We start from the raw sequence: 25,550 nt of genomic DNA, 5'->3' as shown, positions 1-25,550 counted from the left end.
TGCCGGCCCGGTCAAGAATCGCGGTACGCCGAGGGCCGCATCCCGGTGTGCCGCAGGAAGGCCGTCGACAGCACCGCCGGGCCGGCGAATCCGCAGCGCCCGGCGATCTGGGAGATCGTCAGGTCGGTGTCGCGCAACAGCCGTTTCGCCTCGTCGATCCGCAACCGGGTCAGATACCGGTACGGCGTCGCCCCGGTCGCCTCCTTGAAGACCCGCACCAGGTGGTAGACGCTCAGGTGCGCCTCGCCGGCGAGGTCGGCGAGGGTGAGCGGCTCGGCGAGCCGCTCGCGCATCGCCGCGACCACCGCCCGGACCCGCGGGTTCTCCCGCTTGGGCGGCGCCCCGGCGGACAGCCGGGTGTGGCGGGTGAGCAACTGCATCGTCAGGAACGCCGCCGCGGACTCGGCGTACAGATCGTCGGCTTCGCTCGCGCCGCCGACGGCTCGGATGATCTCCTCGACCAGCGGATCCCCCGTCGCCAGCGACGCGGCCATCGCGGCGAAGTCCACCGCGGAGCCGCCGAGCTGCGCCGCCGTCGCGTCGACGGTGGCCCGCGGAAGGTGGACCTGCACGCTGCTGAGCACCCCGTCCGCCCGATAGCGGCGGAGAGCGGGCTGGTCCGGCGGCATCAGCTCGATCCGTCCCGGCGTCCACGGCGTGCGCCCCCACGGGCCGCCTCTGCGTGTCTCCATCACCGCCCGTCCCCCGACCGGCAGCACCAGGTGCAGGTCCGCCGCGGCCGGGAGTTCGAGGTCCTCGGCCACCGGGACGTGCTCGAACCGCTGCACGAGCAACGACTCCCAGCCGGCGTCCTCCCAGCTGCAATACGTCCGCCGGACGTACCGGTCCATTTCGAACCCGGCATACGGCTGGAGATCCAGGCGCGTGGAGTCGAACACCATGGTTCACAGGCTATCGACGCTCGACAACAGGAGGTTCCATGACCGCCGCGCCCCATCCCGCGCGCACCGCCGCCCAAGCCCTGCATGACGCCGTCCGCAGGCGGGACAAAGCGGCTTGGCTGGCTATGTTCGCCGCGGACGCCCTGGTCGAAGACCCGGTCGGCCCTTCGCATCTCGACCCGGAAGGCGCCGGGCACCGGGGCCGCGACGCCATCTCGGCGTTCTGGGACCAGGCCATCGCACCCAACGAGATCGAGTTCCTCTTCGACGATTCCTTCGCCTGCGGGAACGAAGTCGCCTTCACCGGCCACGTCCGCAGCCAGCACGACGGCCAGGTGGCCGAGGCTGAAGGGGTTTTCGTCTACCAGGTGGACGACGCGGGGAAGATCATCGCCATGCGCGCCTTCTGGGAGGTCGAGCGCACCATGCGGACTGTGCGGCCTGCCTGACCGTTATGCGCGCCGCGAAAGACGGAGATGGTAAGCGGTCCTCCGCCAGGACAACCAGACCCACGCTTGCGGTATCGCTGCGAGAAAGCCAGCGCCAGCGATACCGAGGCCGATCACGAAAAGGGGAAGAGCGGCTTTGCTGCCACTGCCCGCCGATCCGTGAACGTAGACGAGGGTCCCCCAGCTCAGCACGATCGCCCCGACCGCAACGAGGACGACCGCCGACGCGGTCAAGCGCCGGAGACGCTTTTCCCAGTTCTGCGGAGGCGCTGCGGGGCGCGGGTTTTTCTTCCGGTCCAGCTGCCAGGCCACGGCCGCCGCCACGCCGACCAGCAGGCCCGACCCGGTGGCGAACAGACCCACGACGAACCCGCCGGCGGCGCCGATGTTGGCGCCGCTGTGGGGCGGCGCGCTGATCAGCGCGATGAAGCCCCAGCCCAGCGACAGGGCGCCAGCGGCGACTACGGAGATCGCGCTGATCGTCAGGGCCTTGACGGTGGTATTCATGGTTCCTTCCGGCGGCCTGCCCATCCGCCCGGTTCACGCCAGCAGTTGCCAGCCGATCGCGGGCAGTGAACAAAACGCATGAACAACTGATTTCAGACAAATCTATTTTAGCCGGTCTGGACCAGTACTGGAGGCCGTCTCCGGCGGCGGTGTCGCCAAATGGTTACCAACAGCGGCGGTCCTGCCGACGAGGTGCCGGGATCTCGGCCGGAGCACGCCCGGCCGGGTAGGTTTCTTCAGCCCTCGCCCAGCGAATCCGGCTCGGAACGCGGGGCCGGGATCCCGCCCGCGAGCCGGTTGCCGCGATAACGGGCCACCACGACCCGGACTCCATTGCGGAACGCGTCCGGCATCGCCGCGAGGACGGTGCTGTGCGGCACCGGGCGCGGGACGTCGAGCCCGGTCATCGGCCGCGCGAGACCAATCCCGCGGACCGTCCACCGCGGCCGCCCGTCCTTGTCCAGATCGGTGAATTCCAGCGAGACCGGGCGCATCGCCGCCACGCGCACGAGCCCGCTGTCCGGGCCGGTCGGGATCAGCACGTCGCCCGCGTCGAGAAGGAGGCAGACGCGCGGGACCGGCTTCCGGCCGTCGATCGCGACGATGCCGCGGCGGCCGCGTTCGGGTGACCGGAGCAGCCGGACGCATTCGCGATGCGTCAGCTCCGCGTCGTCCATCGCCCAGCTCCTCCCCTGCGCCGCCGGTGCGTCCAGCATCCCGATCCCACCCCGCGGCGGGCAAGCACGCCCACCGCCGGACGTCACTTCCTCCAGGGACTCAAGGCCTTCACCGCCCGGACCGGTGCCTGTCCGCTGATGAACTATTCGCCGGAAAACCCGATCACGCCAGCCGTGTTCACCGGGTAGTGGAGCGCTAGCACCGGGCAGTTGCCGGGCACTCCAGCAGGCCGCACCGCTAACCGCGGCTGTGCCACGGGCTTCCGACGCCCGTCCGGGCCGCGCTTCCGCCGGGCGGCAGGCCGAGGACGTCGAGCAGGCTTTGGTCTTCGTCGATGGCGTGGTGCAGGTGCCCAATCTTGGCAGTGCCGCGATCGGCGTCCGAGGCGCCGGCGAGATGCCAGACGCCGTCGCCGCCGTGCCGGACCCGGAGAATCGGCTCGCGGCGCTCGAACACCTCGGCGCTCTGGACGCAGGTCGTTCGCAGCAGCCAATGCCGCAGCCACCAGGCCCGCCGGTCGCGCTCCATGACCAGATCGGCGACCGCCCAGACGAACGGCAGGTCCCCGTGGGCGCGCGCCTTCTCCGCGGTCAGGTCCGGCCCGCCCTCCGGCACGCGCTCGAACGGGTCGTCGATCAACGAGAACGCGTGCCCGTCCCCGGCGTCGAAAATGACCGCGTGGAAGGTTCCGCCGCCCGGATTGCCCGCCCCGATCCCGACCGAAAGGCGAGCGACGTGCGGGTCCGACCCGGTGGTCCAGCCGAGCGCGTACGAGGCCAGCTCTCCCCGGGGCCCGGCGAACTCGCCGAACGCCCGCCGGTCCATGCCCGTGACCGCACTGGTCGGCGCCTCGACCAGCGCGGCCTCCACCACCTCGACATCCACCGCGGCAAGATATCGGATCAAGGGGCAGTGCCCAGCTCCAGCCGCGATTTTCGGGAGTACGGTCGCGCGATGGACGCTCCGGCTTGGCACGCGCTTCCAGGGCCCAAGTGGTACCGGCCGGCGGAAGCGGTCGGCGCGGCAGGAGCTTTGGCCGCACCGGCGTCGGCTGACGACGCTGCTTCGGCTGTCCGCCGGTTGGCCGCCGCAGTGGGCAACGACCACGCCGGGACGCTCTACCCGGCCGCGGTCCCGGCAGTGAGCCTCCTGCTCCGGGCCATCCGGGACCTTCCGGGCAAGCCGCGCACCGCGGCGTTGAACACGCTCCTGGACTGGTGGGGCTGTTTCGCCCCGGAGCCCGGGTACGCCAGCTATCGCGACGATGCGGGGCGGCCGGTCGCCCTGACGGAGGCGGTCGAGCACCAGATCCGCGACGCCGCCGGAATGTTGCGCACCATCGCCGACGACTGTTCGGACAGCAGTGGCGCCAGGGAGATGGCTGCGGAGTTGCTGGCGCAGTTGGAGGCGGGAAGCTGGTCGGACCCGGCCGCTGGCGGCTGACCGGGCGGGTTTTGCCACTGCGGAAGCCCGCTCCGGCCGCGCAGCCCCTCAGCGCCCCGGCAAACCGTGACTCGCGAACAGGTCGACAGCGTGCTGTCCACTGTGGGCGCCGGAGGGCACATCTCGTTCGACGCGGCCGGAAACCGGACCGGCGGTCCTCCGATACTGTGGGTCTGCCCGGCGTCCGCGACCAAGCCGGTCTTCACCGTCTCGGCGAGCTCCGGTTCTTGTTAGACCGTCCGGGCTCGCATGGTCCGGCCCGGTCTGGGTATCCCTTCCGGTGAGCCGCAGTTTCCCGCCGACGGTCAGGAGGACCCCATGCTCGCGCTGCTCGGTCTGCTTTTGGTGATCTGGCTGGTGTGCATCGTGCTCGGGGTGGTGATCAAGGGCCTGTTCTGGCTGATCGTGGTGGGCGCGGTCCTGTTCGTGGCGACCGCCGTGGTCGGTTTCGTGAAGCGGGAGGCGCTGGGGCGCGGACGCTGACCCCCTCGGACCCGTGCCGAAACCTGCCGGGAGCGAGACGATCGCAACACCTCCGGCCGCCGTTGTCGGCTTAGGCTGAAGCCATGGCCGACACGACACCGCCGACCCCGCAGGAAGCGTTCGACCTGCTCATGGCCGGCAACCAGCGCTTCGTCACCAGCGCCCCGGAACACCCGAACCAGGACGCCGCCCGGCGCGCCGCGATCGCACCGAACCAGGCCCCGTTCGCGGTCCTGTTCGGGTGTTCCGATTCCCGCCTCGCCGCGGAGATCATCTTCGACCGCGGCCTGGGCGACCTGTTCGTCGTGCGCACCGCGGGCCAGGTGATCGGCTCGGAGGTCCTCGGCAGCATCGAGTACGGCGTCGACCTGCTGAACTGCCCGCTCGTCGTCGTACTGGGCCACGACTCGTGCGGCGCCGTCGGCGCGGCCCGCGCGGCGCTGGAGGACGGGCTCGCGCCGGTCGGCTACGTCCGCGACGTCGTCGAGAAGGTGACCCCCAGCGTGCTCGCCGCGCGGGCGGCGGGGCGGGTCGAACCGCACGAGATCCTCGCCGAGCACGTCAAGCACACCGTCGACCTGTTGCTGGACCGCTCCCGCGTGCTCGCCGACCGGGTCGCGGAAGGCCGGGCCGCCGTCGTCGGCCTGCGCTACCGCCTGGCCGACGGCAGCGCCGAGGTCGTGGCCGCGCACGGCATCGACGTGCCCGCCGCCAACTCCCGGGCTTAAGCGAGACCGCCTCGCGGGACACGCTCCAGGGCGAGGTCCCGCGAGGCGGCTTCGCGATCGTGAGGCCGCCTCGCGGGTCTACTGTGGACAGACCGAGACGCGGCGGTCTTTCGGGCCGCGTCCGTGCGTGCAACAGGCCGTTGGTTCCGCTCATGCAGGCGGCGGTCGCGGCCGGGCACTCAGCCGGGCTTCTGTCGAGCGCCGGATTCCGGGCCGCGATCACGGGACGAGCTTCCCCCGGAGGTCGAATTCCTCGACGCCGACGCGATACCGGGCGAATTCTCCGAAGAAGCGGCCGGAGCCGACGTGTTCCACCCGACGCCCGCGGCCATCGGCGAAATCTTCGGCGGACGCGGCCTGGGTGACCAACGCCGCGGGTGCCGTTTTCCGGCGGACTTCCTTGTCCGACAAGCGATTCATCGCAGCGGCGACGCGGGAGTCGGGGCCACGCGGGTGACGACGCCTTTCTCCGGGATCAGCAACTCCCGGACAGCCCGGTCGATCTCGTTCTTCCAGCGGGCATGCCGGTAGATCGCCTCGCTCCGGGCCTCGTCCTCGAAGCGGCGCCTCCAGACGCAGCCGTCCCGTACTCAGTGTCCACAAAGGACGCGATCACGTCCATGCCCAGCGATGCCTGGAACAGGAGGACCACGTCTTCCAGGTAGCGCACCCACTCCGCACGGCGTCCGGGGCCGGGCCTGGCAATGGCGGATTTCGTAATACCCAGCCGGATCACTCCGCCGCGGTGAGGACGAGCTTGCCGCGAGTGCGGCCCTCCGCGCCGCGGGCGTGGGCCGCGGCGGCTCGCTCGAGCGGGAAGGTTTCCTCCACCTCGACGACGACCTCGCCCGCGTCGATCAGGCCCGCGATCGTGGCCAGCGCGGCACCGTCCGGCTCGACCAAGAACGGCGTGACGCGCACGCCCGCTGCCTTGGCCGCTTGAGCCAATTCCGGTGAGACCCCGGCCGGGACGGCGACCAGCAGGCCGCCGGGACGCAGGACCTGGAGAGAACGGGTGCTGGTCCGATCCTGCGCATCGCCGACCAGATCGATGACGACGTCCACGTCCGCGACGGCTTCCTCGAAGCGCATGGCGGTGTAGTCGATGGTCTCCTCGGCACCGAGTTCCTTGAGCCACGGGTGCCGGGCGGCGCTGGCGGTGGCGATCACGTCGGCGCCGAGGTGCCGCGCGAACTGGACCGCGAAGTGGCCCACCCCGCCGGCGGCGGCCGTGATCAGGACGCGCTGGCCAGTCTGCACCTGAGCGGTGTCGACCAGTGACTGCCAGGCGGTCAGTGCCGCCAGCGGCACTGCGGCGGCGTGCGCATGGTCGATCGTGGCCGGCTTGCGGGCCCACTGGAGGGCCGGCGCCGTGACGTACTCGGCATAACCGCCCGCGGCGCGCGGGAACCAAGGCATGCCGTACACCTCGTCGCCCGGGGCGAGCGTGGTGACGCCGAAGCCGACCTCCTCGACGACGCCGGAGACGTCCCAGCCCAGGATCAGCGGGAACGTCTGCATCCCGGCCATTCCCCGGCCCTCGCGGGTCTTCCAGTCCACCGGGTTGATCCCGGCGGCGTGCACGCGCACCAGCACCTCGGTCGGCAACGGCCCCGGCCGCCCGACCTGCTCGACGGCCAGCACCTCCGGCCCGCCGAACTCCCGGATCGTGACTGCCCGCATCTGCTCGCTCATGGTGTTCTCGCTCATTCCCGTCTCCCTCTGGTCTCGCGCCAGGACTGCGGCGCGAAACCAGAGTGGCGCGCGCTCGCGAAGAGGAGCGAGTGGCCGGGAAGTCATCTATCGTACTATTCCAGCCATGCCGCATCGCGTGGTCGTCCTCGCCCTCGACGGAGTCCTTCCGCTCGATCTGGGCATTCCGGCGCGGGTGTTCAACGAGGCCTGCGAACCGGACGGGACCCGGCTGTACTCCGTCACGACCTGCTCTCTCGGCGGCCGGCCGGTGCGCACGCACGAGGACTACCGGCTCGTCGTCGAGCAGGACGAGTCGGCGCTGGAGACCGCGGACACCGTCGTCCTCGCCACGCAGGAGCCCGCCGAGCACCTGCTCAAGACCGGCCGGCTCCCCGAAGAAGTCGCCGCGGCACTGAGCCGGATCGGGCCGCGGACCCGCATCGTCAGCCTGTGCACGTCGGCGTTCCTGCTCGCGGCGGCCGGACTGCTCGACGGCAGGCGGGCCACCACGCACTGGGCATTGTGCGACGCGCTGGCGCGGCTGTTCCCTGCCGTCGAGGTCGATCCGGACGTGTTGTTCGTCGACAACGGACGCATCCTGACTTCCGCGGGCGGAGCGGCCGGCATCGATCTCTGCCTGCACCTGGTCCGCCGGGACCACGGGGCCGCGGTGGCTTCGGCCGCCGCGCGACGCTGCGTGGTCGCGCCGTGGCGGGAGGGCGGGCAGGCGCAGTTCATCGAGCACCCGGTTCCGCAGGACACCGACCGCTCCACTTCGGCGACCCGGCAGTGGGCGCTGGACCGGCTCGCCGAACCGATCACCCTGGACGACCTGGCCCGGCACGCGCACATGAGCGCGCGCACCTTCACCCGGCGGTTCCGCGGCGAGGTGGGCAGCAGCCCGCTGAAATGGCTGGCGCGGCAACGGCTCGCGCACGCCCGGCTCCTGCTGGAGTCCACCGACCTGCCCGTCGCGCGGATCGCGGCCGCCTGCGGTTTCGGCGATCCGGTCGCCCTGCGCAAGCACTTCTACACCAGCCTGGGCATGTCGCCGCTGGCTTACCGCCGGGCGCACCACGCGCCGGAGCCGTTGACAGCACAGGGAAATCCGGCCCGCCAGCGCTGACGCCGAGGCCCCGGAGAGCAGCGGCTTCCGGGAAACTGGAGCCTCTAGCCGAAGATCGCCGAGGGGTCGTCGCAGATCTGGCCGAGCGACCTGCCGCGGCGGGCGGTGCCGTACTCGCCGCCCAGCCATTCCCGGGCGAACTTTTCCGACATTCGTACGGCACCCGGGACATTCCCTACGAAAGTCGGCCCGATGCCGAACACGCCGAAAATCCCAGCACCGGCAAGGCATATACCAATTGACCGGCGAATCCGGAACATTCCGTTGGTCTGTTTGGAGCATTGACGCCCCGATGCGCTGATCCTTTACTCGACTGTGTTCGGCCGCATACCCACCGTAAGCGACCGGACGCGTTCCCTCTCCCCGCACCCATCGTCCTGCCTTCATGGAAGGAAGACCTCGATGCCCCATCGCGGATTCACAACGGGCCTGGCGGCTGCCGCCGGGCTCGCTATGACGCTCGTACTTCCGACGGTTCCGGCCGGCGCGGCCACGCAAGCGCAGCCCGCGTCCCCGGACGCGGCCGCCGCTCGGGCCGCCGACCAGGCGGTCGCCTCCGGGATCGCCGCGCTCAGCCGCGGCCCCGCCGAGGCGTTCCGGCGCGTCGGCCTGACCGCGGGCGACGCTGGACTCTTCTACGGCGCCTACGAGCGCACCTACCAGGGCCTGCGGGTCGTGGGCGGGGACGCGGTCGTCGTCGCGGACGGGGCCGGGAACGTTCGCGGCACCAGCGCGGCGGAAACCGCGCCCATCGCGGTCGGGACGCAAGCCGTTCTCGACGCCGCGAAGGCCGCTTCCACCGCGCGCGCCCAACTGCCCACTGTGGACAGTGTGAGCACTCCGGAGAAGGTGGTGCTGGCCGGGACGAATCCGAAGCTGGCCTACGAGGTAGTCGTCGCCGGGCGCACCGCCACGGCGCCGAGCAAGCTGCACGTGTTCGTCGACGCCGCCACCGGCGCGGTGCTCGACAAGCGGGACGACATCAAGACCTTCGGCTCCGGGGCCAAGTCCCAGACCCCGTCCAACTCGGTGAACGCCGCGGGCACCGGCAACAGCTACTACGTCGGCACGGTCTCCCTCGACACGACGCAGTCCGGCTCCACCTACTCCATGCGCGACCCCGGCCGCCCGGGCCTCAGCTGCGGCCGCGAGGGCGGGTCTGTCTACAGTGGACCGGACAACAGCTGGGGCAACGGCTCGGGCACGAACCTCGAAACCGGCTGCGTCGACACGCTCTTCAGCGTCCAGACCGAGTGGAAGATGCTGAAGGACTGGCTGGGCCGCAACGGCATCAACGGCAGCGGCCGGGGCTACCCGGCGTCCGTCGGCCTGAACGACGTCAACGCCTACTGGGACGGCTCTTCGACGCACTTCGGGCACTCGCAGGACAACCGGCGCCAGGCCACCTCGATGGACGTCGTCGGCCACGAATTCGGCCACGGCATCTTCCAGACCACCCCGGGCGGAGCGGGTTCCGGCAACGAGAACGGCGGCTTGAACGAGTCGACCGGCGACATCTTCGGCGCGATGACCGAAGCGTACGCGAACAACGCGAAGGACCGGCCGGACTACGAGGTCGGCGAGGGCGTCAACCTCGTCGGCCAGGGCCCGATCCGCTACATGTACAACCCGTCGAAGGTCGGCGACCCGAACTGCTACTCGTCGTCGATCCCGAGCACCGAGGTGCACGCCGCGGCCGGCCCGCAGAACCACTGGTTCTACCTGCTCGCCGAGGGCTCGAACCCGGGCGGCGGCAAGCCGGCCAGCCCCACGTGCAACAACAGCAGCGTCACCGGGGTCGGCATCCAGAAGGCCGCCAAGATCTTCTACAACGGCCTGCTGAAGAAGACCTCGTCGTGGAACCACCGGGCCGCCCGCAAGGCGACGCTGGAGGCCGCGATCGCGCTCTTCCCGGGCAGCTGCACCGAGTTCAACACCACCAAGGCCGCCTGGAACGCCGTCTCCGTGCCCGCCGTCTCCGGCGAGCCGACCTGCACGGCGCGCCCCGTCCGCTGACCTGACGCGGCCGGGTCCCGCTCCCCGCCGATCAGCGGGACCCGGCCGCGCATCCTGGCGGCCGGGCCGGCCAAGTCCCCGAAAACCCCGCTCCCCCAACCGAAGGAACGCACCGCCATGAAGTGGAAGACAAGACTCGGCGCCGGGGTCACCGCCCTGGTGGCAGTACTGGGCGTCGTCAGCGTGCCCGCGGCCACCGCCGCGCCCGCTTCGGCGCTCGCCGCGCCGGACATCTCGCTGGCCAACATCAAGACGCATCTCAACCAGCTGCAGACCATCGCCCGCAACAACGGCGGAACGCGTTCGCCGCGCGGCGGCGGTTACGCGGCGTCGGTGTCCTATGTGGAGAACCTGCTCAAGAACGCGGGCTACACCACGAAACGGCAGACGTGCACGAGCTGCACCGGCCGGTCGCAGAACCTGATCGCGGAGTGGCCGCAGGGCGACGCGAACCAGGTCCTCATGCTCGGCGCGCACCTCGACTCGGTGAGCGCGGGCCCCGGCATCAACGACAACGGTTCCGGCAGCGCGTCGATCCTCGAGGTCGCGCTGACGCTGGCCCGCACCAACCCGGCGATGGCCAAACGCGTCCGGTTCGCGTGGTGGGCCGACGAGGAGTCCGGCATGGTCGGCTCGCGGTACTACGTGAGCACGCTGTCGGGCACTGAGCGCGCGAAGATCAAGACCTACCTCAACTTCGACATGATCGGCTCGAAGAACTGGGGCTACTTCGTCTACGACGACGTCGCTTCGGTCAAGGCCGTCTTCGACGAGTACTTCGCCTCCGTCGGCATCGAGACCGAGGGAGACACCGAAGGCGACGGCCGGTCCGACCACGCGTCGTTCAAGCGCGCGGGCATCCCGGTCGGCGGCCTCGCGACGGGCGCCGGCGACATCAAGAGCGACGAACAGGCCGACAAGTGGGGCGGCACCGCGGGCGCACCGTTCGACAACTGCTACCACCGCGCCTGCGACACGACGGCGAACATCCCGGACACGCCGCTGGAGAAGAACTCCGACGCCATCGGGTACGCGGTGTGGAAGCTGGCTGTGGCCACGCCTGTCGCGGCGGCTCATCGCTGAACCTGAGCGTCAGGACCGGGCAACCGCTCCGGGGCGCCGCCACGAGGACGGCGGCCCGGAGCGCCCGGCCGCCCGGGATCTCCTTCCGCGGCCGCGGTTTCCGCCCGGACGAGGATCGGTTCGACCAGGAACGGGCGGTATCCCGCGATCTCGGGCAGGTCGAAGTGCTCGAACGCGTTTCGCGGCAAGTCCCACCGGACGACGCGGCGGGTCGACCCGTGGTGCGGCTGGGAAAAGACCAGTGTGCCGGGCGTTTCCCACACCGGTGCCGTCGACGGGGCACCGCTGGGGTCGCAGCCCTCGGGGAGCGGATATTCGGCAGTCGTCCCGGCGGCCAGGTCGAGCACCTCCACAACGGGCGGTTCGTACCGGAACGCATACATCAGCGCGCCGCCCGGCACGAAGCGCCAGCGATGGGGTTCCGGCAATTCCCGCCGCTCCCCCGACTCGGTGAACGCGGTTGCCGCACCGGCTTCTTCGCGCACTTGAGCGCCGGAAAGCGGGTCGAGCTGATGCGTCGGCGAGGCAAGGTCCACCGGTTCCTGGCCTGGCGTCCAGCGGGAAGCGGTGAACGTCTGGTATCCCGACCTGGTGGTGAAATAAACCGAACCGTCGTGGATGCCCAGGACGCTTCGGGTCAGCCCGGGCGATTTCGGCAGGCTCCACACTTCTCCGGTGGCCACGTCGAACACATGCACCTGGTCCCACGTCCGCCTGCCGACCTGCGTTCGCACGCCCGCCAAGTAGCGTCCGTCGGCGCTCCGGACCGGCAGGACACCCAAGTCCACCGGCACCTGGCTGGCAGCACCGGCCCAGTCGATCAGCTGTCCTTGGCCTTCGGAGGCGGCGACGTAAACACCTCCCACGGTCTCGAACGCTCGGTAGCGGTAGTCGCTCTCAACCCGGCCGAGGACCACCGGTTCCCCTGAACGCCACACGACAACCGCGCCGTCGCCGGAGACGAACCCCGCTTTCGGCGGCGAACCGGCCACGGTCGCGGATTCGTCCTCGCGCACGATCTTGACCCGCCGGCGTACCGGCCGGGTCGGCCGCGGCCGGCGAGGAAGCGCCGCGACCGTACCGTTCGCCCGGTGGATCAGCTTGTCGCTGACCGCATAGTCGAGCAATGGCTCGATCGTTTCCTCCGGGACGGCCAGCGACGCGGCCAAATCCCTTACCTGCGCCGGATTCGACCAGGCCGCGACGCTGACGAGGTCGGCCGCGAGCCAGGCGTAGACGGCACGGACCGCGGCGGCGTCGATCCGGTTCGCCAGTTCATCCGGAAGGTCGAGCACCTCCGTGGCCCGCCGCGCCGTGCCCGCGTCGTATCCGCCGTTGCCGTCCTCCACGAGCAGCCCCGCGGCGACCAGCAACGGAATCGCGTCCCGACGCGTGCGCGGCGGGTCGACGCCCAGCTGAGCGCACACCCTGTCCGACGGCTGCGGCTCGCCGGGCAACGGTTCGTCCAGCCAGCCGTCCGGGCGCAGCATGCCGGCGAGCGTGAAGTACCACGACACTTCGATGACGTCGTACCCGAACACCTGCTGCCAGCCCAAGTCCTCCCGGCGAATCGCCGGACGTGTGCGCTTGAGCCATCGCGGCGGTTCCGGGACCTCCGCCGGCCAGAACTGGAACAGCCAGACATCGCCCTCCTCTCCGGATTCCGCCGTTTTCCGGCACACCCGGATGCGGAAAAGCCCGTTCGCGCCCAGATTCAGTTCCGCGCTGAGCGTCCCGCCCGTCAGCCATCCCAGGCCCGCGATCCCCGAACGGCTGTGAAAGGGCGACTCGACGATGTCTTCCCAGTCCCGGAAGCGCGGTTCCGGTGGCCCGTCGTGTGCCTCGCAGCGAATTGCCTGATAGAAGTGGTCGGCCGTGGCGTGCAGCCAACCGTCGCCGGCTGTCGCGACTGTGCCGGACAACGTCTCCGTCGCGTTTTCGCCGAGCAGTTCGTTGCCCAGCGCGGGCAAAGTCTTGTCGCGGTACACGTCTCGAAACACGATGGTGCCGTAGTCGGGCCGGTACTCGTGGTCCTCGCAGAACCCCAGAAGCGTCATGCCGGGAACGTTAGCGACGGGGTCCGACAATTTCGGCGGCGATGTCGCGCTGGCGTGCTCTCGCGGCTCACCGCGCTACTGGCGTATTAGTCTCTCGGCCGAGCAACCGGCAAAGGAATCCCGGTACGCCTCGGGCGGACACTGGCAGACCTCAATCGCCGCGCCAACATCCCCGCCCGACCGGATCAGCGACTCCGACCCCCGCCTGCACCAAGGCCCACCGTTGCCTGTCCCTCGGCGGAGACGCCGCGCCAATTGCAGCGCCCCGACTTCCAGGACTTCCCGCACCAGGTCGATGTCGGTCAGCGAGTGCTGCACCTCCTGCGACAGCGCGGCCACGTCCTTCCCAGCCATGAATGCGCCCCGGCCTGCCGGATAACCCACCGCTCGACGCGCGAAATCAGTAAAAGCCGTCCTGCTTCACCGGCATGGGCCTCGGGTCGCACCCGGGGTCCGTTCTGATCGCCGTCGCGGTTTCGAGCAGTACCGGAACAGTTTCCCTTCCCGACTGTTCCTCGACACTGGTCCGCACGCTGGTCACCGCGGGCGATCTCGTTGGCGCCGCGGCGATTCTCGGCCGCCCGCACCGCATGCACAGGACTGTCGCGGGCGAAATCGTCACTCCGCGCACCACGCTGTTGCCGCCGTCGGGAAATACCGGGACCGGACCGTCGCGGTAGATGCCGGATTGCCGCTCGCGGACTTGCCGGACGGGCCGACCGCAGTCGATCTCGTCAACGCGGGATAGCCTTCCGGATTTCAGCCCAGCCGAGGGAACAGCACGCAGGCGTTTCCGGAATCGATCGCACAGCTCTGTTCAACGGTCAACCCGCTCTCGGTGTCCAGGATATCCGTGAAGCGAGTGCCCACCTCCGTTGGGGCGTAAGGAAAGTCGCTCCCGTAGAGAATCCGCGCAGGGTCGGCGAACCGGGCCAGCGCACCGAAGGCATACTCCCCCGACGACAACGCCGTGTCCCAGTAAAAACTGCGGAACCGCGCCAGGAAGTCGTCGGCCGAAGGCCCGGCGGGCTCCAGCGCGGCCTGGATCTGGCAGAACCGCAACGCCGCGAAGGGCACGAAACCGCCCGCGTGCGAAAGGATGATCCGCACGTTCGGGTACCGTTCGGTGATCCCGTGGAACACCATGTGCACCGCGTTGCGGGTGGTGTCGAAGGGGTAGTCCACCAGCGGCCCCGGAATCCCGGGAAGCAGCGGGACGAGCGGATGCGCGGGGTGGACGAACACCACCGCGCGGTGCCGCTCGAGCGCCTCCCACAGCGGCGCGTAACGGTCGTCGCCCAGGTAGACCCCGTCGTAATTGGACAGCAGCACCACCCCGTCGGCCCGAAGCGCACTGAACGCGTGGTCGACCTCCGCCACCGCGCCTTCGACGTCGGGCAACGGGACGGTGGCGAACAATCCGAACCGGCCCGGGCGTTCCCGCACCAGCTCGGCGGTGTATTCGTTGACCCGGCGGGCCATCTCGCGCCGCGCCGCGCCGGTCCAGCCCGCCACGCTCGGGGCGGTGAGCGACAGTACGCTCGTGGCGATGCTGTTGGCGTCCATGAATTTCAGGTGGTCGTCAGGCGTCCACGGCGGCAGCGCCCAGCCCGACGGGTCGCCGCCGTGCCGCGCGAGGGCCTCGCCCCAGAACGGAGGGACCAGGTGGGTGTGGACGTCGATGCGTTCGCGGTCGATCATGCCTCCACCGTGCCGCGGCCGCGCCGGGCCCGGGAGGGGAAGAATCCGATCCCCCTCCCCCGGAGTCCTCGCTGATGGCGCGCGATCCGCGGCTCACCCAACTCGGGGCGTTCCTGCACGCTCGCCGCGACGAGGCCCCGCCGCCCGCTGATCCGGGACGCCGGCAGGTGCCCGGTCTCCGGCGCGCCGAGGTCGCGGCGCTGGCCTTCGTCAGCGCCGAGTACTACACGAGGATCGAACAGGGCCGGGTCGTGCCGAGCACCGACGTGATCCGCCGCGTCGCCGAGGCCCTCGGGCTCGACGCCGACCAGACGAGGTACGCGCTGGATCTCGTCGCTGCCCCCGAGGTCCCTCCGGCGAGTCCCGAACCGAGCGATCCGCTGCGCCGCCTCGTCGACCGGATGGGCGAGGTGCCCGCGATCCTCGTCGGACCGGCGACGTCGATCCTGGCGTGGAACGCCGCCGCCGCCCGGCTGCTGACCGATTTCGGCGCGGTGCCGCCGGAACGCCGCCGGTACGTCCAGATGCTGTTCGCCGATCCGGTGCTCCAGAGCCGGTTCGCGGACCTGGAAGCGATGCGGCGCACCGTGATCGGCATCGTGCGCGCGAGCACCCCGGCGGGCCCGCCGACCGGGGACTGGATCGACGAACTGCTCCGCACCGACCCCGGCTTCGCGACCCTGTGGGAACGCAACGACGTCGTGCGCCCGCACACCAGCCTCCGGGTGCGGGTCCGGCTGCCGGGAGGCGCCGAGGAGACGCTGGACCAGGTGGTGCTGCAGGTGGTCGACGATCCCCATCAGCGGCTGATCGCGTTCGTCCCGGCCGAGTAGAAAACCGTCGGCGAGACCGCCGCGACACACCCCCGGACGGGCATCGGCCGCGGTCTCAATTTCGCCGAATTTCTCCCGGAAGTCCTTGCGGGACAACGGGATCCGGCCGACCCAGCGAACCCTCGTGCCGCCTATCCTCAGAACAACGTCGCGGGCTCCACCGGCTCCGGCTCCGGCAAGGCGTCCAGGCCGGGCACCAGCGCCCGCACGTCGTCATGGAACCGGCGGGCGAGCGCCGGTGCTTCGTCGTTGTCGGGCGTGTGCAGGAAAACCGTCGGCGAGCGGCCCTCGCGCAGCCAGCCGGCGACCACCTCGGTCCACGGCCGCCATCCCTCGACGGTCTCCTCCACCGAGTCCCGGCCCAGGTAGCGGACGACCGGCCGGTCGGTCAGCGCCCGCGTCCGGCGCGGCAGCCGCGGCTTCTTGGCCCAGGCGTCCTGCTCCGCCTCGCTGGTCGGCGGGCTCTGGAAGAAAACGGTGGTGTCGAAGGGCACCCACTCGGCGTTCGCGGTGGCGAGCGTTCCCTCCAGCAGCGACGTCGCGCTGGCGTCGGTGAAGAACTCCGGGTGCCGCACCTCCACGGCGCGCCGGAGATGGGCCGGAAGGCGGCGCAGGAAGCGGCCGAGCGCATCGACGTCCGAGGGGCCGAACGAGCCGGGCACCTGGGTCCACAGAACCGCCCGCTCGCCGAGGGGTTCGAGCGCGTCCAGGAACGCCCGCATCTCGGTCTCGACCCCGGCGAAACGCCGCTCGTGCGTGACGGTCTTGGGCACCTTGACGACGAACCGGAAATCCGGGCCGGTCTGCTCCGCCCACGTCTCGACGGTGGTCCGGGCGGGAATCGCGTAGAAGGTGGTGTTGCCTTCGACCGCGTTGCACCAGCCTGCGTAGGCCCGCAGGCGCTCCTTGGCAGGCAGCGACTGCGGCAGGAACCGCCCCGGCCACGCCTTGTGCGTCCACATCGCGCAGCCGACATGAAGACGTGCCACTGTCGTCCGCTCCCCTCGCTCGCCAGGGAAATTACTACCCGGGCGCGGTCACCCGCGGGTCCGGGGCCGGTAGTCGCCGTACTGCTGGCGCCGGGCGGGTCCCCGGCGGCGGAGCAGGTGTGCGGGCACGTAGTGGCTGACCGGGCGCGACCACTGGTCGTCGGCGGTGACGAGCTGGTAGGTGACCCAGCCGAGCAGCCCGCCGTCCTCGCGGCGCGCCCATTCGAACAGCAGCCCGGGATGCTCGGTCTCGATCCGCAGCCCGGCCCGGTCGCGCGGCGCGAGCAGCTCGGTGCCGAGCACGAGCAGCTTCCGCACGCCCACCCACACGGGAATCGGCGGATCCACTCTCCGCACGGTCGACGGCCACTCGTTCACCTCAGGCTCACCTGCTCGCTTCCCCGGTCCGGGCCGCCCGCGGTTCCCGGCGACCCGAGACGGGAGTCGAACATGTGTTCGCATGAGGTGTCAAATTGGCCTGGACAGCACGGTGACCAGGACCTTCGGGCATCCGCGGCTGGTACTGCACAGCCGGGGATTTCGGAAGGGGCGCGGTGTGCGCGACGGCACACGGGGGAAAGCCCGGCGGGTTTCCGCCGATGCGGAGCGGGTAACCGGCCCGTCAGCGTCGGCGCGCCAGGCACCGCTGAACGGAAATCTTCACCGGCGCGGACGAAGCCGTGCTTCTCGCCTGGGCTAGTTTCGACCGCGTGTCCCCGCCGTCCCCCGAACCGGGCGGGCGAACTCCCCGCTGCCCGCGGGCGGGTCGTCTCGTAGGGTGGAGGGTCTGGGATGTCCGGCGGCGAGAAGAGGGCACGACGGTGGAGGGCCAACACCGGCAGCCGCTGTGGAAGGCGATCGCCGCCGCCCCGGACGCTGCGGACAGCCGCGACAGCTGGGCACAGGGGGTGTGCCTCGCCTGCGTGGAGACGATAGACCAGGTCGACGCGGCGATTCTCTCGCTGCGGGCGGGCCCGAGGTCGGAGGAGGTGCTGGGAGCCAGCGACCCGTGGGCGGCCCGGCTCGCCGAACTGGAGTACACCGCCGGCGAAGGACCGGGGGTGGAGGCCTTCGAAACCGGATGCCCGGTGCTGGTCCCGGACCTGACCGTCGACCAGGCGCGCTGGCCCGGGTTCGCCCAGACCGCGCTCGCGGAGGGCCTCGGCGCGGCGTTCGCCTTCCCGCTGCAGTTCGGCGGCATCCGGCTCGGCACCCTCGAACTCGTCCGGCATCGTCCCGGAGGACTGGCCAGCGCGGAAACGAGAGCCGCCGTGCTCGCCGCCGACCTGGCGACGGCGGCGCTGCTGCGGCAGTCCCGCGAGGCCGAGCACGCCGGCCTCGAATTCGCCCCGCGCACGGTGATCTCCTACCAGGACGTCCACATCGCCACCGGCATGCTCGCGGCCCAGCTGCGCATCAGCCTCGACGACGCGTTCGCCCGCCTGCGCGCCCACGCCTACAGCACGAACCGGCCGCTCCTGGACGTGGCCAAGGACGTGCTGGAGCGCCGCATCACCCTTGAGGAGTCGTCCGAATGACCCATCCCACCGACGAAAACGCCGGGCGCCGAACGAGCGACGGGCAGGTCGGTCTTCTTTCCACGGACGTCCCCGCCGCGCTGGCCGCGATCACTTCCCGCCTGGTCGGCACCCCGGACAACGCAGCGGTGCTGCGCCTGATCACCGAGGTCGGCACCGGGCTGCTCGGCGCGCGCGGCGCCGGAGTGCTGCTGAAGGACCCGCGCGGCGAGCCCGCCGTCGTGGCGGCCTCGGACGAGACCGCGCCGTTCGTCGAACTGCTGCAAACCGACCTGCGCGAAGGACCGTACGTCGACTGCATCGCGACAGCGGCCGTGGTCGCCGCCCCCGACTTGACCCTCGAACTGGACCGCTGGCCGGGCTTCGCGACGGCGGCGCTCGGGGCCGGGTACCAGGCCGTGGTCGCGGTTCCGCTGCGGCTGGACGGCGAAGCGGTCGGCGGGTTCACCCTGCTGTTCGCCGCGCCCACCGAACTGCAGCCGTGGCAGTCGGCGCTGGCGCGGGTGGTGGCGGACCTCGCGGTGCTTTCCCTGGCCCAGGAAACCGGCCCGCGGCGCGCGGACCGGCTGTTCGAGGCCACCCTCGCCTCGCTGAACGACCGGGTCCAGCACAGCCAGGCCGTCGGCGTGGTCGCCGGAACGCTCGGCACCGACCCGGCAACGGCCCGCGCCCTGGTGGACGAGTACGCGGCCCGGCACGGCCTGCCGCTGCGCGACATCACCCGCGCGCTGATCGACCGCACCCTCGACCCTGCCGACCTCGCCGCCTGACGCCGGTCAGGCCCAGTCCCCGTAGTCCGGATCGGCCCGGCTCTCGGCGGCGGCGTCGGCGACCGCCGCCAGGCGCGCGGCTTCCGCCCCCGCCCCGTGCGCGCCCGCGCCGCCGGTCAGGACGCGCAACGCCTCCTCGGCGCCGCACCCGTGCGTGCGCTGGAGAATGCCCACCGCCTCGTCGATCGTCGCCCGTCCCGCCACCGACGCGCGCATCAAGCGGGCCGCCGCGTTGTTCGCGGCGTCGTCCGGGCGCGGAGGGGGCATGCTCCCTACCGTCCTCTCCCGTTCCGGCGCACGCCAGTGCCTCCCCTCGGCGCCGCGACGGCGGGCGAATCGAATCGCGGGCAGCGGCAGGCGTCCCGAATGCGAGGACCGCGAGCTTTGCTGGACGAGGCCGCCAGATCGCCCCGAATTGATGGACCTCGGCCCCTATCGCGGGACCGCGCGGGGGCGCACCATAGAGCCTGGCACCGACCGGACGCACTCCCCCGACTCCAGCGGGAAGCAACCATGCCGAATTCGCGGGTTCCCGGCCCCGCCGCCGTCGAGGCGGCCGTGGGCGCGGCACTTCTCGCCCCAGGCACCCCCGAAGCGCCGCCCTGGCAATGGCGCGTCGGCTATCGCTCCCTTCACCTGTACGCGGACCCGAACCGATGGCGAACTGTGGACGACCCCGCCGGGCGATGGCAGACGCTCAGCAGCGGCGCCGCACTGCACCATCTCCGGATCGCCTTCGCCGGTCTCGGCTGGGCCTGCGCGGTGGACCGGTTGCCGTCCCCCGGCGAACCGGGTCATCTGTCCGTGGTGACGCCGCAGCCGGGCGAACCGGCGCCCGGGGACGCCGCGCTGGCGACGTCGATCGCCCGGCGCCGGGAGGACTTGCGCCCGTGCGGCGGGCGGCCGGTGCCGTCCGACTGCCTCGACCGGCTTTCGCAGGCAGCCGCCCGCGAAGGCGCGGTATTGCATCCAGTGGAAGACCTCGCGGTCCGCAGATACCTCATGACCGCGATCGGCGAAGGCGCGAGGGTTCCCGCCCAGATGCGTCGCGAAGAGGTGTACGCGCGAAGCGCGCCCCTTGTCGCCGCCGGGGGTGTTCTCGTCCGTACTGCGACCGCGGGAAACCGGCTGCCGCTCCCGCGAGGCGAAGCGGAACCTCGAAACGACGGCGCGTCGCTGTTGGTGCTCAGCACGCCCGGCGACGATCCCCTCGCCTGGTTGCGCGCGGGAGAGGCGCTGAGCTCGGTGCTGCTGACCGCGACCGGATACGGGTTGTCGTCCGGACGGCTGAGCCGGACCGCGTGCCGGCTGCGCGAGACTCTCGCGGAACGCGTCACGCTCGGCCAAGCGCCGCAAGCGGTGTTGTGGGTGGGACGGCCGCCGGTCGGCGTGAAGCGGCTCCAGATGACGAGGTCGCAGGCGAGCGTCGACGACGTGCTCGAACCGCTCCGGGCACCGGCGAAACACGGTTGCTGACCGGCCGCTCCCGCCCCCGCACGTCCACTTCCCACTGTGCCGAGTGGAGCCGGCCCGCACCCCGGTGCTTTAGAGTGGCAGCGTGGCAACGGAAAGCGGAGAATTACGCCAGGCCGGGCGCCGGCCGGTCCTTTCCGATGTCGCGCGGCTGGCCGGGACTTCCACGGCGGTCGTCAGCTACGTCCTCAACGACGGGCCCCGCCCGGTGGCCGAAAAGACGCGGCGCAAGGTCGAGGACGCCATCCGGATGCTCGGGTACCGGCGCAATCCGCTCGCCGGGGCGTTGAGCGGCGGCCGGTCCAATTTGGTCGGGCTGCTGGTGCCGGACACCGCGAACGCCTTCTACGGCGAGATGTCGCGCTGTCTCGAAGCGGAGGGCCGCCGCCGGGGACTGCTGACGCTGCTCGGCAACACCGATTACCGGCCGGGGCTCGCCGACGAATACGGCGAGGCCTTCTCCGAACTGCGCCCGCGCGGGATTTTCGTGACTACCGGCGAAAAACCGCGGCTGGCGGCCGAAACTCCGTGTGTCTTCCTGCAATGGGCCGCACCGGAGGACAACTCGCCCAGCGTGGTGTTCAACGACTTCGACGGCGCGCGGCTCGTCACCGAGCACCTGCTCGGGCACGGGTACGAAGACATCTTTTGCGTGGCAGGCGAAATCGCGGTGGGGCCCGCCGAAGGCCGCGAGGGCGGCTGGCTCCGGGCGATGGCGGACGCCGGCCTGCCCGCCGAGGGCAGGCTCGTCCGGACGTCCTTCGACAAGGTCGAGGCGGGCCGGGCGGTGCGCGACCTGCTGACGAGCGGCCGCCGGATCCGTGCCGTCTACGCGACCACCGACGAGCAGGCGCTGGTGACCATCCGCATCGCGCACAGCCTGGGTTTGCGCGTGCCCGACGACCTCGCGGTCGTCGGCTTCGACGGAACCGGGGAAGCCCGGCTCGGCAACGTTCCGCTCACCACGGTCCGCGTTCCGCTGGAGGAATTCGCGGTGCGCGCGTTCGACGCCCTGGACGGCCAAGGCGATTCGCCGGTCGTCCTGGACGGAACGCTCAGCATCGGGGTGACCTGCGGCTGCGAACCCGGTGCCGCCGAGCAGGCCGCGCACGTCGGAGCGGCCGCGAACGGATAGCCGCCCCGCCGCGGAGAACCCGCGACGGGGCGGTTCGCTACCGCGCGAGAGTGTTGTGCTCGTCCGAGGCGTACTGCGGGTTCAGCGACAGCGCGCTGAACCGGAACGGCCGGTCCACGCGAGTGAAGCCGAGCGGGCAATGCCGGGTGCCCGCGGGCAGGTAAACCGAGCCGCTCGTGGTGATCGCATGCCGGACGCCCTCCACGTCGAGGTAGATCTCCGCGCCGAGGTCGTCCGGGTCCGCCGGGTTGTTCCCGTGCCAGATCAGGACCTCGTCGTAGTCGTGCTGGTGCTCCTTCACCCACTGCACCGGAGTGTCGCATTCGCTGATCCACGTGTAGGTGAGGTGGATCTTGCTCTCCGGCACCTCCTTCGAGCGCATCAGGGCGAGCGATTCGCCGACGTTGGGCGGTTCGACGACGCCCGCCGCGGCGCCCTCGTTGACGAGGTCGTCGAGACAGTTCGGCATTTTCCTCACGAACAGGTGCTCGTACGGACTGGTCATGCGGCTGCTTCCTCCTCTGCTCCCGGACGGGCCGAGCCGGCCGCAGCACACTCTAAACGATTAGCTTCTCCACTTGTAGACTCTTCCCTCGCGCCCGTACTGGCCGTACCCTGTGGCGACGCTCGGTGTATCTAACGGATTAGATTTCCGGCCCGCTCTGGAGGTCCCCAGTGTCGCGCAGACCCCGATGCCTGCCCGCCCTCCTGCTCGCCGCCGCGCTGCTCGCCCGCTGCGGCCGTCCGGACGACGCGGCCGGAGGCGGAGCCGGCACGCTTCGCGTCTCCGTCTCCGCCGACGCGGGCGAGGTCCTCAACCCCTACGCCAGCAACCAGGGCCCGATCCAGGAGCTGCGCAGTTCCCTGGTCTTCGAGGGGCTCACCGCGCTGGACCCGGAGGGCAGGACCGAATGGCGGCTGGCGACCGGCATGACGCCGAACGCCGACCGGACACAGTGGACGATCACCCTGCGCCCCGGCGTCAAGTTCACTGACAGCAACGGCTTCACCTCCGCCGACGTCGTGTCGAGCATCAAGTACCTGCGCGATCCGGCGCACGCCGCGCAGGGCCTTGCGCTGATCCAGATGATCGACCCGGGCACTGTCCGGGCGGTGGACCAGCTCACCGTGCGGGTCGGGCTGACCCAGCCGTTCAGTCCGTTCAAGGACATCTGGACGAGCGTGCTGCTGCCGATGACCAAAACCGGTTCGGCGCCGGCGAAACCGATCGGCACCGGGCCGTTCGCGGTGAAGTCGTTCGCGCCCGGCCGGCAGTCCACAGTGGAGCGGTTCGACGGCTACTGGGGCCGGAAACCGAAACTCGCCGCAGTCGCGCTGATCGAATACCAGAGCCAGCAGGCGCAGGCCAACGCGCTGCTGTCCGGTCGGGTCGACATCGCGTCGAACACGACGCCGACGATCGCGAAGTCGCTCGTCGGCCGCGGCGGCATCCAGCTGCTCGACAGCAAGGGGACCTTCAGCCTGCAGATCGGGCTCGACACGGCGGTCGCGCCGTTCCGCGACGTCCGGGTGCGCCAGGCTCTGCGGCTGCTCGTCGACCGGCAGCAGATCGTGTCCAACGTCTTCAGCGGCTACGCCCGGATCGCGAACGACTACGAGACGACCGTGCCGCAATGCGCCCCGCCCGACCTCCCGCAGCGCGCCCCGGACATCGCCGCCGCGAAACGGCTGCTGGCCGAGGCCGGGCAAAGCGACCTGTCCTTCGCGGTCACCACGGACGGCCTGCTGCCCGGCATGTCGGAGCTGGCGCAGGTGTTCGCGCAGAACGCCGCGCTGGCGGGCGTCAAGGTGACCGTCAACGTGGTCCCGACGCCGGAACTGCTGGCGAAATGGGGCCAGTGGCCGGCTTTCGTCGACTACAACCCGGTCCCCTACCTGCCGTCCGTGCTCGGCGGGCTGCTGCCGGACCGCGTCGGCAACGCCGCGCACTGGAACGACGCCGCTTTCACCGGACTGGCCGGCGAACTGTTCAGCGCGCCCGAGCAGCAGCAATGCCCGCTCATGAACCGGATGCACGAAATCGAGTACACGAACGGCCCGTACCTCATCCCCGCGTTCTCCGACGTGCTCCTGCCGCACCGCGCGGAGGTGCGGGGGCTGGTGCCGGACGTGAACGGCCGTCCGCTGTCGTTCCTGACGGACGTGACCGTCGGATGACCGCGCGCTGGCTCGCGCGCCGGCTCGCACTCGGCGTGCTCGTGCTGTTTCTGGTCTCGGTGCTGGTTTTCCTGGTGACCCAAGCCTTGCCGGGCGACGTGGCGCGGATCGTGCTCGGCAAGGACGCCACCGTCGAGCAGGTGGCGAACCTGCGTCATCAGCTCGGGCTCGACCAGCCGCTCTTGACGCAGTACGGGCGCTGGCTCGGCGGGCTGCTCACCGGCCACCCGAGAGTGTCGCTTCAGAACAAGGAGCCCGTCTCGGAAATCCTCGGGCCGCGGATCCTGAACTCGTTCGCCCTCGGCTTCGTCTCGATGGCGCTGATCCTGCCGCTCTCAGTGGTCGCCGGGGTGCTGAGCGCCGCGCGCCGCGACAGTTTCGCGGACAAAGCGTTCGTCGCGGTCACGTCGCTGAGCATGGCCTTGCCGCCGTTCGTCGTGGGGATGCTGCTGATCGCGCTGTTCGCCACCTCGACGCTCGGGGTGCTGCCGGGAGTCTCCGACATCCCGCCCGGAGACCTGCCGTGGTGGCATCCGGCGGAACTCGTGCTGCCGGTCGCCACGCTGACGTTCATGGGGGTGATGTACTTGGGACGCCTGGTCCGCGCTTCGGTCATCGACGCGCTGGACAGCGAATACGTGCAGATGGCAGTCCTCAAAGGACTCAGCCGCCGGCGCGTCCTGTTCCGGCACGCGCTGCCCAACGCCATCGCGGCGAGCCTGCCCGCCGCCGGCCTGGTCGCGGCGGTCACGATCACCGGCGTCGTGGTGGTCGAATACGTGTACTCGTATCCCGGGCTCGGCACAGCGCTGGTCAGCGCCGTGAACGCACACGATCTGCCGGTCCTGCAGGCGTGCGTGCTCATCCTCGCGGCCGCGTACTACCTGTGCAATCTCCTCGCGGACGTCCTCGCCGCGGCGGGGCGCACCCGATGAGAGTTTCGGTGGTGCGCCGCGCGGCCCGGACCGGCCGTGCGCGGCTCGGGCTCGGTTTGCTCGCCGCGACAGCCTTCATCGTCGTCTTCGGCCCGCTGCTCGCGCCGTGGCCGCCGACCGCCATCGTCGCGCCTCCGCTGGAGGGACCGAGCGCGGAATTCCCGCTGGGCACCGACCTTCTCGGCCGGGACGTGCTCAGCCGCCTGCTGTCCGGAGGCGGCACCCTCACCTGGATGACGCTCCTCGCCACCGCCATCGGCGTGGTCCTCGGGGCGCTCATCGGCCTGACCGCGGCCTACCGCGACGGTCTCGCCGACACCGTCCTCATGCGAGCGATGGACGTCGTGCTGAGTTTCCCGGAGACCATCTTCGTACTGGTGTTCGTGGCCGCGTTCGGCCGCCACCCGCTGCTCACCGCGTCGCTCGTCGGGGTCGCGTTCGCCCCCGGTGTCTCGCGGGTGCTGCGCGGCGCGGCACTGCCGGTGCTCGACAGCGAATATGTGTTGTGGGCCAAGGCGAACGGCCTGCCCGGGCGACAGATCGTCGTCGGCGAAGTGCTGCCCGGCGTGACGTCGCCGCTGATGGTGGAGACCGGGATGCGGCTGGTGTGGGCGGTCACGGCGATCGCTTCGCTGAACTATCTCGGCTTCGGCATCACGCCGCCCGCCCCGGACTGGGGGCTCATGGTCAGCGAGAACCAGGACGGCCTGGCAGTCGCGCCGCTGCCGGTGCTGGCGCCGATCGCGCTGATCCTCATGATGACGCTCGGCGGCAACCTCGTGGCCGAGTCCGTCGCCAGGACAGTCAGCCGCACGGAAGGAAAGAGCTGAC

General features: G+C 70.9%; 27 protein-coding genes. 15 read left to right on the top strand and 12 right to left on the bottom strand.

The window, feature by feature from the left end; genetic code table 11:
- Window positions 1-11: 11 nt before the first annotated feature.
- On the bottom strand, window positions 12-902 hold the full coding sequence (locus ACZ7SW_RS19480) for a helix-turn-helix domain-containing protein (protein WP_470231807.1): 891 nt from the start codon (window positions 900-902) through the stop codon (window positions 12-14).
- A gap of 38 nt (window positions 903-940) precedes the next feature.
- Here ACZ7SW_RS19480 and ACZ7SW_RS19475 point away from each other — a divergent pair, with 38 nt between their 5' ends.
- Window positions 941-1,351 (top strand): nuclear transport factor 2 family protein, encoded by a 411-nt coding sequence (locus tag ACZ7SW_RS19475; RefSeq protein ID WP_470231806.1) that lies wholly within the window; start codon window positions 941-943, stop codon window positions 1,349-1,351.
- A 3-nt stretch (window positions 1,352-1,354) separates the two neighbouring features.
- Here ACZ7SW_RS19475 and ACZ7SW_RS19470 read toward each other — a convergent pair whose 3' ends face one another.
- From ACZ7SW_RS19470 to ACZ7SW_RS19460, 3 genes are all read right to left on the bottom strand, one after another.
- On the bottom strand, window positions 1,355-1,858 hold the full coding sequence (locus tag ACZ7SW_RS19470) for a hypothetical protein (protein WP_470231805.1): 504 nt from the start codon (window positions 1,856-1,858) through the stop codon (window positions 1,355-1,357).
- Window positions 1,859-2,094: 236 nt separating this feature from the next.
- A complete protein-coding gene (locus ACZ7SW_RS19465; protein WP_470231804.1) occupies window positions 2,095-2,574 on the bottom strand; it encodes a hypothetical protein in 480 nt (159 codons plus the stop codon).
- A 199-nt stretch (window positions 2,575-2,773) separates the two neighbouring features.
- Window positions 2,774-3,421 carry a hypothetical protein gene (locus ACZ7SW_RS19460; RefSeq protein ID WP_470231803.1) on the bottom strand — a complete coding sequence of 216 codons (648 nt, stop codon included), beginning with the start codon at window positions 3,419-3,421 and terminating at the stop codon, window positions 2,774-2,776.
- 69 nt (window positions 3,422-3,490) lie between these two features.
- Here ACZ7SW_RS19460 and ACZ7SW_RS19455 point away from each other — a divergent pair, with 69 nt between their 5' ends.
- The 3 genes from ACZ7SW_RS19455 (at window position 3,491) to ACZ7SW_RS19445 (ending at window position 5,190) form a co-directional block, all read left to right on the top strand.
- Window positions 3,491-3,979, top strand: a complete 489-nt coding sequence (locus ACZ7SW_RS19455) for a hypothetical protein (RefSeq protein ID WP_470231802.1) — start codon at window positions 3,491-3,493, stop codon at window positions 3,977-3,979.
- Window positions 3,980-4,297: 318 nt separating this feature from the next.
- On the top strand, window positions 4,298-4,462 hold the full coding sequence (locus tag ACZ7SW_RS19450; RefSeq protein ID WP_470231801.1) for a hypothetical protein: 165 nt from the start codon (window positions 4,298-4,300) through the stop codon (window positions 4,460-4,462).
- 83 nt (window positions 4,463-4,545) lie between these two features.
- Window positions 4,546-5,190 carry a carbonic anhydrase gene (locus tag ACZ7SW_RS19445; protein ID WP_470231800.1) on the top strand — a complete coding sequence of 215 codons (645 nt, stop codon included), beginning with the start codon at window positions 4,546-4,548 and terminating at the stop codon, window positions 5,188-5,190.
- Window positions 5,191-5,409: 219 nt separating this feature from the next.
- On the opposite strand, the gene ACZ7SW_RS19440 is transcribed toward ACZ7SW_RS19445, so the two are convergent.
- Together ACZ7SW_RS19440 and ACZ7SW_RS19435 are read right to left on the bottom strand one after the other, a co-directional pair.
- A complete protein-coding gene (locus tag ACZ7SW_RS19440; RefSeq protein ID WP_470231799.1) occupies window positions 5,410-5,601 on the bottom strand; it encodes a hypothetical protein in 192 nt (63 codons plus the stop codon).
- A gap of 321 nt (window positions 5,602-5,922) precedes the next feature.
- The gene (locus ACZ7SW_RS19435; protein WP_470231997.1) at window positions 5,923-6,873 is read right to left on the bottom strand and encodes an NADP-dependent oxidoreductase; all 951 of its coding nucleotides are present in this window, start codon (window positions 6,871-6,873) and stop codon (window positions 5,923-5,925) included.
- A gap of 136 nt (window positions 6,874-7,009) precedes the next feature.
- Here ACZ7SW_RS19435 and ACZ7SW_RS19430 point away from each other — a divergent pair, with 136 nt between their 5' ends.
- The 3 genes from ACZ7SW_RS19430 to ACZ7SW_RS19420 all read left to right on the top strand — a co-directional run bounded on the left by ACZ7SW_RS19430 (window position 7,010) and on the right by ACZ7SW_RS19420 (window position 11,110).
- On the top strand, window positions 7,010-8,011 hold the full coding sequence (locus ACZ7SW_RS19430) for a GlxA family transcriptional regulator (RefSeq protein ID WP_470231798.1): 1,002 nt from the start codon (window positions 7,010-7,012) through the stop codon (window positions 8,009-8,011).
- Between the two features lie 402 nt (window positions 8,012-8,413).
- Window positions 8,414-10,027: a M4 family metallopeptidase gene (locus ACZ7SW_RS19425; protein WP_470231797.1), complete on the top strand. Its 1,614-nt coding sequence runs from the start codon at window positions 8,414-8,416 to the stop codon at window positions 10,025-10,027.
- 117 nt (window positions 10,028-10,144) lie between these two features.
- Entirely contained in the window at window positions 10,145-11,110 is a 966-nt protein-coding gene (locus ACZ7SW_RS19420) for a M28 family metallopeptidase (protein ID WP_470231796.1), read from the top strand.
- On the opposite strand, the gene ACZ7SW_RS19415 is transcribed toward ACZ7SW_RS19420, so the two are convergent.
- Window positions 11,101-13,167 (bottom strand): hypothetical protein, encoded by a 2,067-nt coding sequence (locus tag ACZ7SW_RS19415; RefSeq protein WP_470231795.1) that lies wholly within the window; start codon window positions 13,165-13,167, stop codon window positions 11,101-11,103. The two genes, ACZ7SW_RS19420 and ACZ7SW_RS19415, sit on opposite strands and share 10 nt — an antisense overlap.
- Before the next feature lie 759 nt (window positions 13,168-13,926).
- Entirely contained in the window at window positions 13,927-14,868 is a 942-nt protein-coding gene (locus ACZ7SW_RS19410; RefSeq protein ID WP_470231794.1) for an amidohydrolase family protein, read from the bottom strand.
- A 74-nt stretch (window positions 14,869-14,942) separates the two neighbouring features.
- On the opposite strand from ACZ7SW_RS19410, the gene ACZ7SW_RS19405 reads away from it, so the two are divergent.
- On the top strand, window positions 14,943-15,701 hold the full coding sequence (locus ACZ7SW_RS19405; protein WP_470231793.1) for a helix-turn-helix domain-containing protein: 759 nt from the start codon (window positions 14,943-14,945) through the stop codon (window positions 15,699-15,701).
- 137 nt (window positions 15,702-15,838) lie between these two features.
- Here ACZ7SW_RS19405 and ACZ7SW_RS19400 read toward each other — a convergent pair whose 3' ends face one another.
- Together ACZ7SW_RS19400 and ACZ7SW_RS19395 are read right to left on the bottom strand one after the other, a co-directional pair.
- Complete coding sequence (locus ACZ7SW_RS19400; protein WP_470231996.1) at window positions 15,839-16,663, bottom strand: DUF72 domain-containing protein; 825 nt, start codon at window positions 16,661-16,663, stop codon at window positions 15,839-15,841.
- 75 nt (window positions 16,664-16,738) lie between these two features.
- The gene (locus tag ACZ7SW_RS19395; protein WP_470231792.1) at window positions 16,739-17,068 is read right to left on the bottom strand and encodes a hypothetical protein; all 330 of its coding nucleotides are present in this window, start codon (window positions 17,066-17,068) and stop codon (window positions 16,739-16,741) included.
- Window positions 17,069-17,511: 443 nt separating this feature from the next.
- Here ACZ7SW_RS19395 and ACZ7SW_RS19390 point away from each other — a divergent pair, with 443 nt between their 5' ends.
- A complete protein-coding gene (locus ACZ7SW_RS19390) occupies window positions 17,512-18,228 on the top strand; it encodes a GAF and ANTAR domain-containing protein (protein ID WP_470231791.1) in 717 nt (238 codons plus the stop codon).
- Window positions 18,225-18,998 (top strand): GAF domain-containing protein, encoded by a 774-nt coding sequence (locus ACZ7SW_RS19385; protein WP_470231790.1) that lies wholly within the window; start codon window positions 18,225-18,227, stop codon window positions 18,996-18,998. The genes ACZ7SW_RS19390 and ACZ7SW_RS19385 overlap by 4 nt, the downstream gene beginning before the upstream one ends.
- A 6-nt stretch (window positions 18,999-19,004) precedes the next feature.
- On the opposite strand, the gene ACZ7SW_RS19380 is transcribed toward ACZ7SW_RS19385, so the two are convergent.
- Window positions 19,005-19,265 (bottom strand): ANTAR domain-containing protein, encoded by a 261-nt coding sequence (locus tag ACZ7SW_RS19380; protein ID WP_470231789.1) that lies wholly within the window; start codon window positions 19,263-19,265, stop codon window positions 19,005-19,007.
- Window positions 19,266-19,511: 246 nt separating this feature from the next.
- On the opposite strand from ACZ7SW_RS19380, the gene ACZ7SW_RS19375 reads away from it, so the two are divergent.
- Both ACZ7SW_RS19375 and ACZ7SW_RS19370 read left to right on the top strand, forming a co-directional pair.
- Entirely contained in the window at window positions 19,512-20,474 is a 963-nt protein-coding gene (locus tag ACZ7SW_RS19375; RefSeq protein WP_470231788.1) for an Acg family FMN-binding oxidoreductase, read from the top strand.
- An 82-nt stretch (window positions 20,475-20,556) separates the two neighbouring features.
- On the top strand, window positions 20,557-21,606 hold the full coding sequence (locus ACZ7SW_RS19370) for a LacI family DNA-binding transcriptional regulator (protein ID WP_470231787.1): 1,050 nt from the start codon (window positions 20,557-20,559) through the stop codon (window positions 21,604-21,606).
- A gap of 37 nt (window positions 21,607-21,643) precedes the next feature.
- Here ACZ7SW_RS19370 and ACZ7SW_RS19365 read toward each other — a convergent pair whose 3' ends face one another.
- Window positions 21,644-22,111 carry a cupin domain-containing protein gene (locus ACZ7SW_RS19365; protein WP_470231786.1) on the bottom strand — a complete coding sequence of 156 codons (468 nt, stop codon included), beginning with the start codon at window positions 22,109-22,111 and terminating at the stop codon, window positions 21,644-21,646.
- A gap of 170 nt (window positions 22,112-22,281) precedes the next feature.
- Between ACZ7SW_RS19365 and ACZ7SW_RS19360 the strand changes: the two genes are divergently transcribed.
- The 3 genes from ACZ7SW_RS19360 to ACZ7SW_RS19350 are packed head-to-tail and all read left to right on the top strand — an operon-like array spanning window position 22,282 to window position 25,549.
- A complete protein-coding gene (locus ACZ7SW_RS19360) occupies window positions 22,282-23,784 on the top strand; it encodes an ABC transporter substrate-binding protein (RefSeq protein WP_470231785.1) in 1,503 nt (500 codons plus the stop codon).
- Complete coding sequence (locus ACZ7SW_RS19355) at window positions 23,781-24,719, top strand: ABC transporter permease (RefSeq protein ID WP_470231784.1); 939 nt, start codon at window positions 23,781-23,783, stop codon at window positions 24,717-24,719. Before ACZ7SW_RS19360 ends, ACZ7SW_RS19355 begins: the two co-directional genes overlap by 4 nt.
- Window positions 24,716-25,549, top strand: a complete 834-nt coding sequence (locus tag ACZ7SW_RS19350; RefSeq protein ID WP_470231783.1) for an ABC transporter permease — start codon at window positions 24,716-24,718, stop codon at window positions 25,547-25,549. The genes ACZ7SW_RS19355 and ACZ7SW_RS19350 overlap by 4 nt, the downstream gene beginning before the upstream one ends.
- Window position 25,550: the final 1 nt, after the last annotated feature.

The organism is Amycolatopsis sp. NPDC114484 (assembly GCF_055633755.1).
This window is presented reverse-complemented; position numbering and strand designations above follow the sequence as displayed.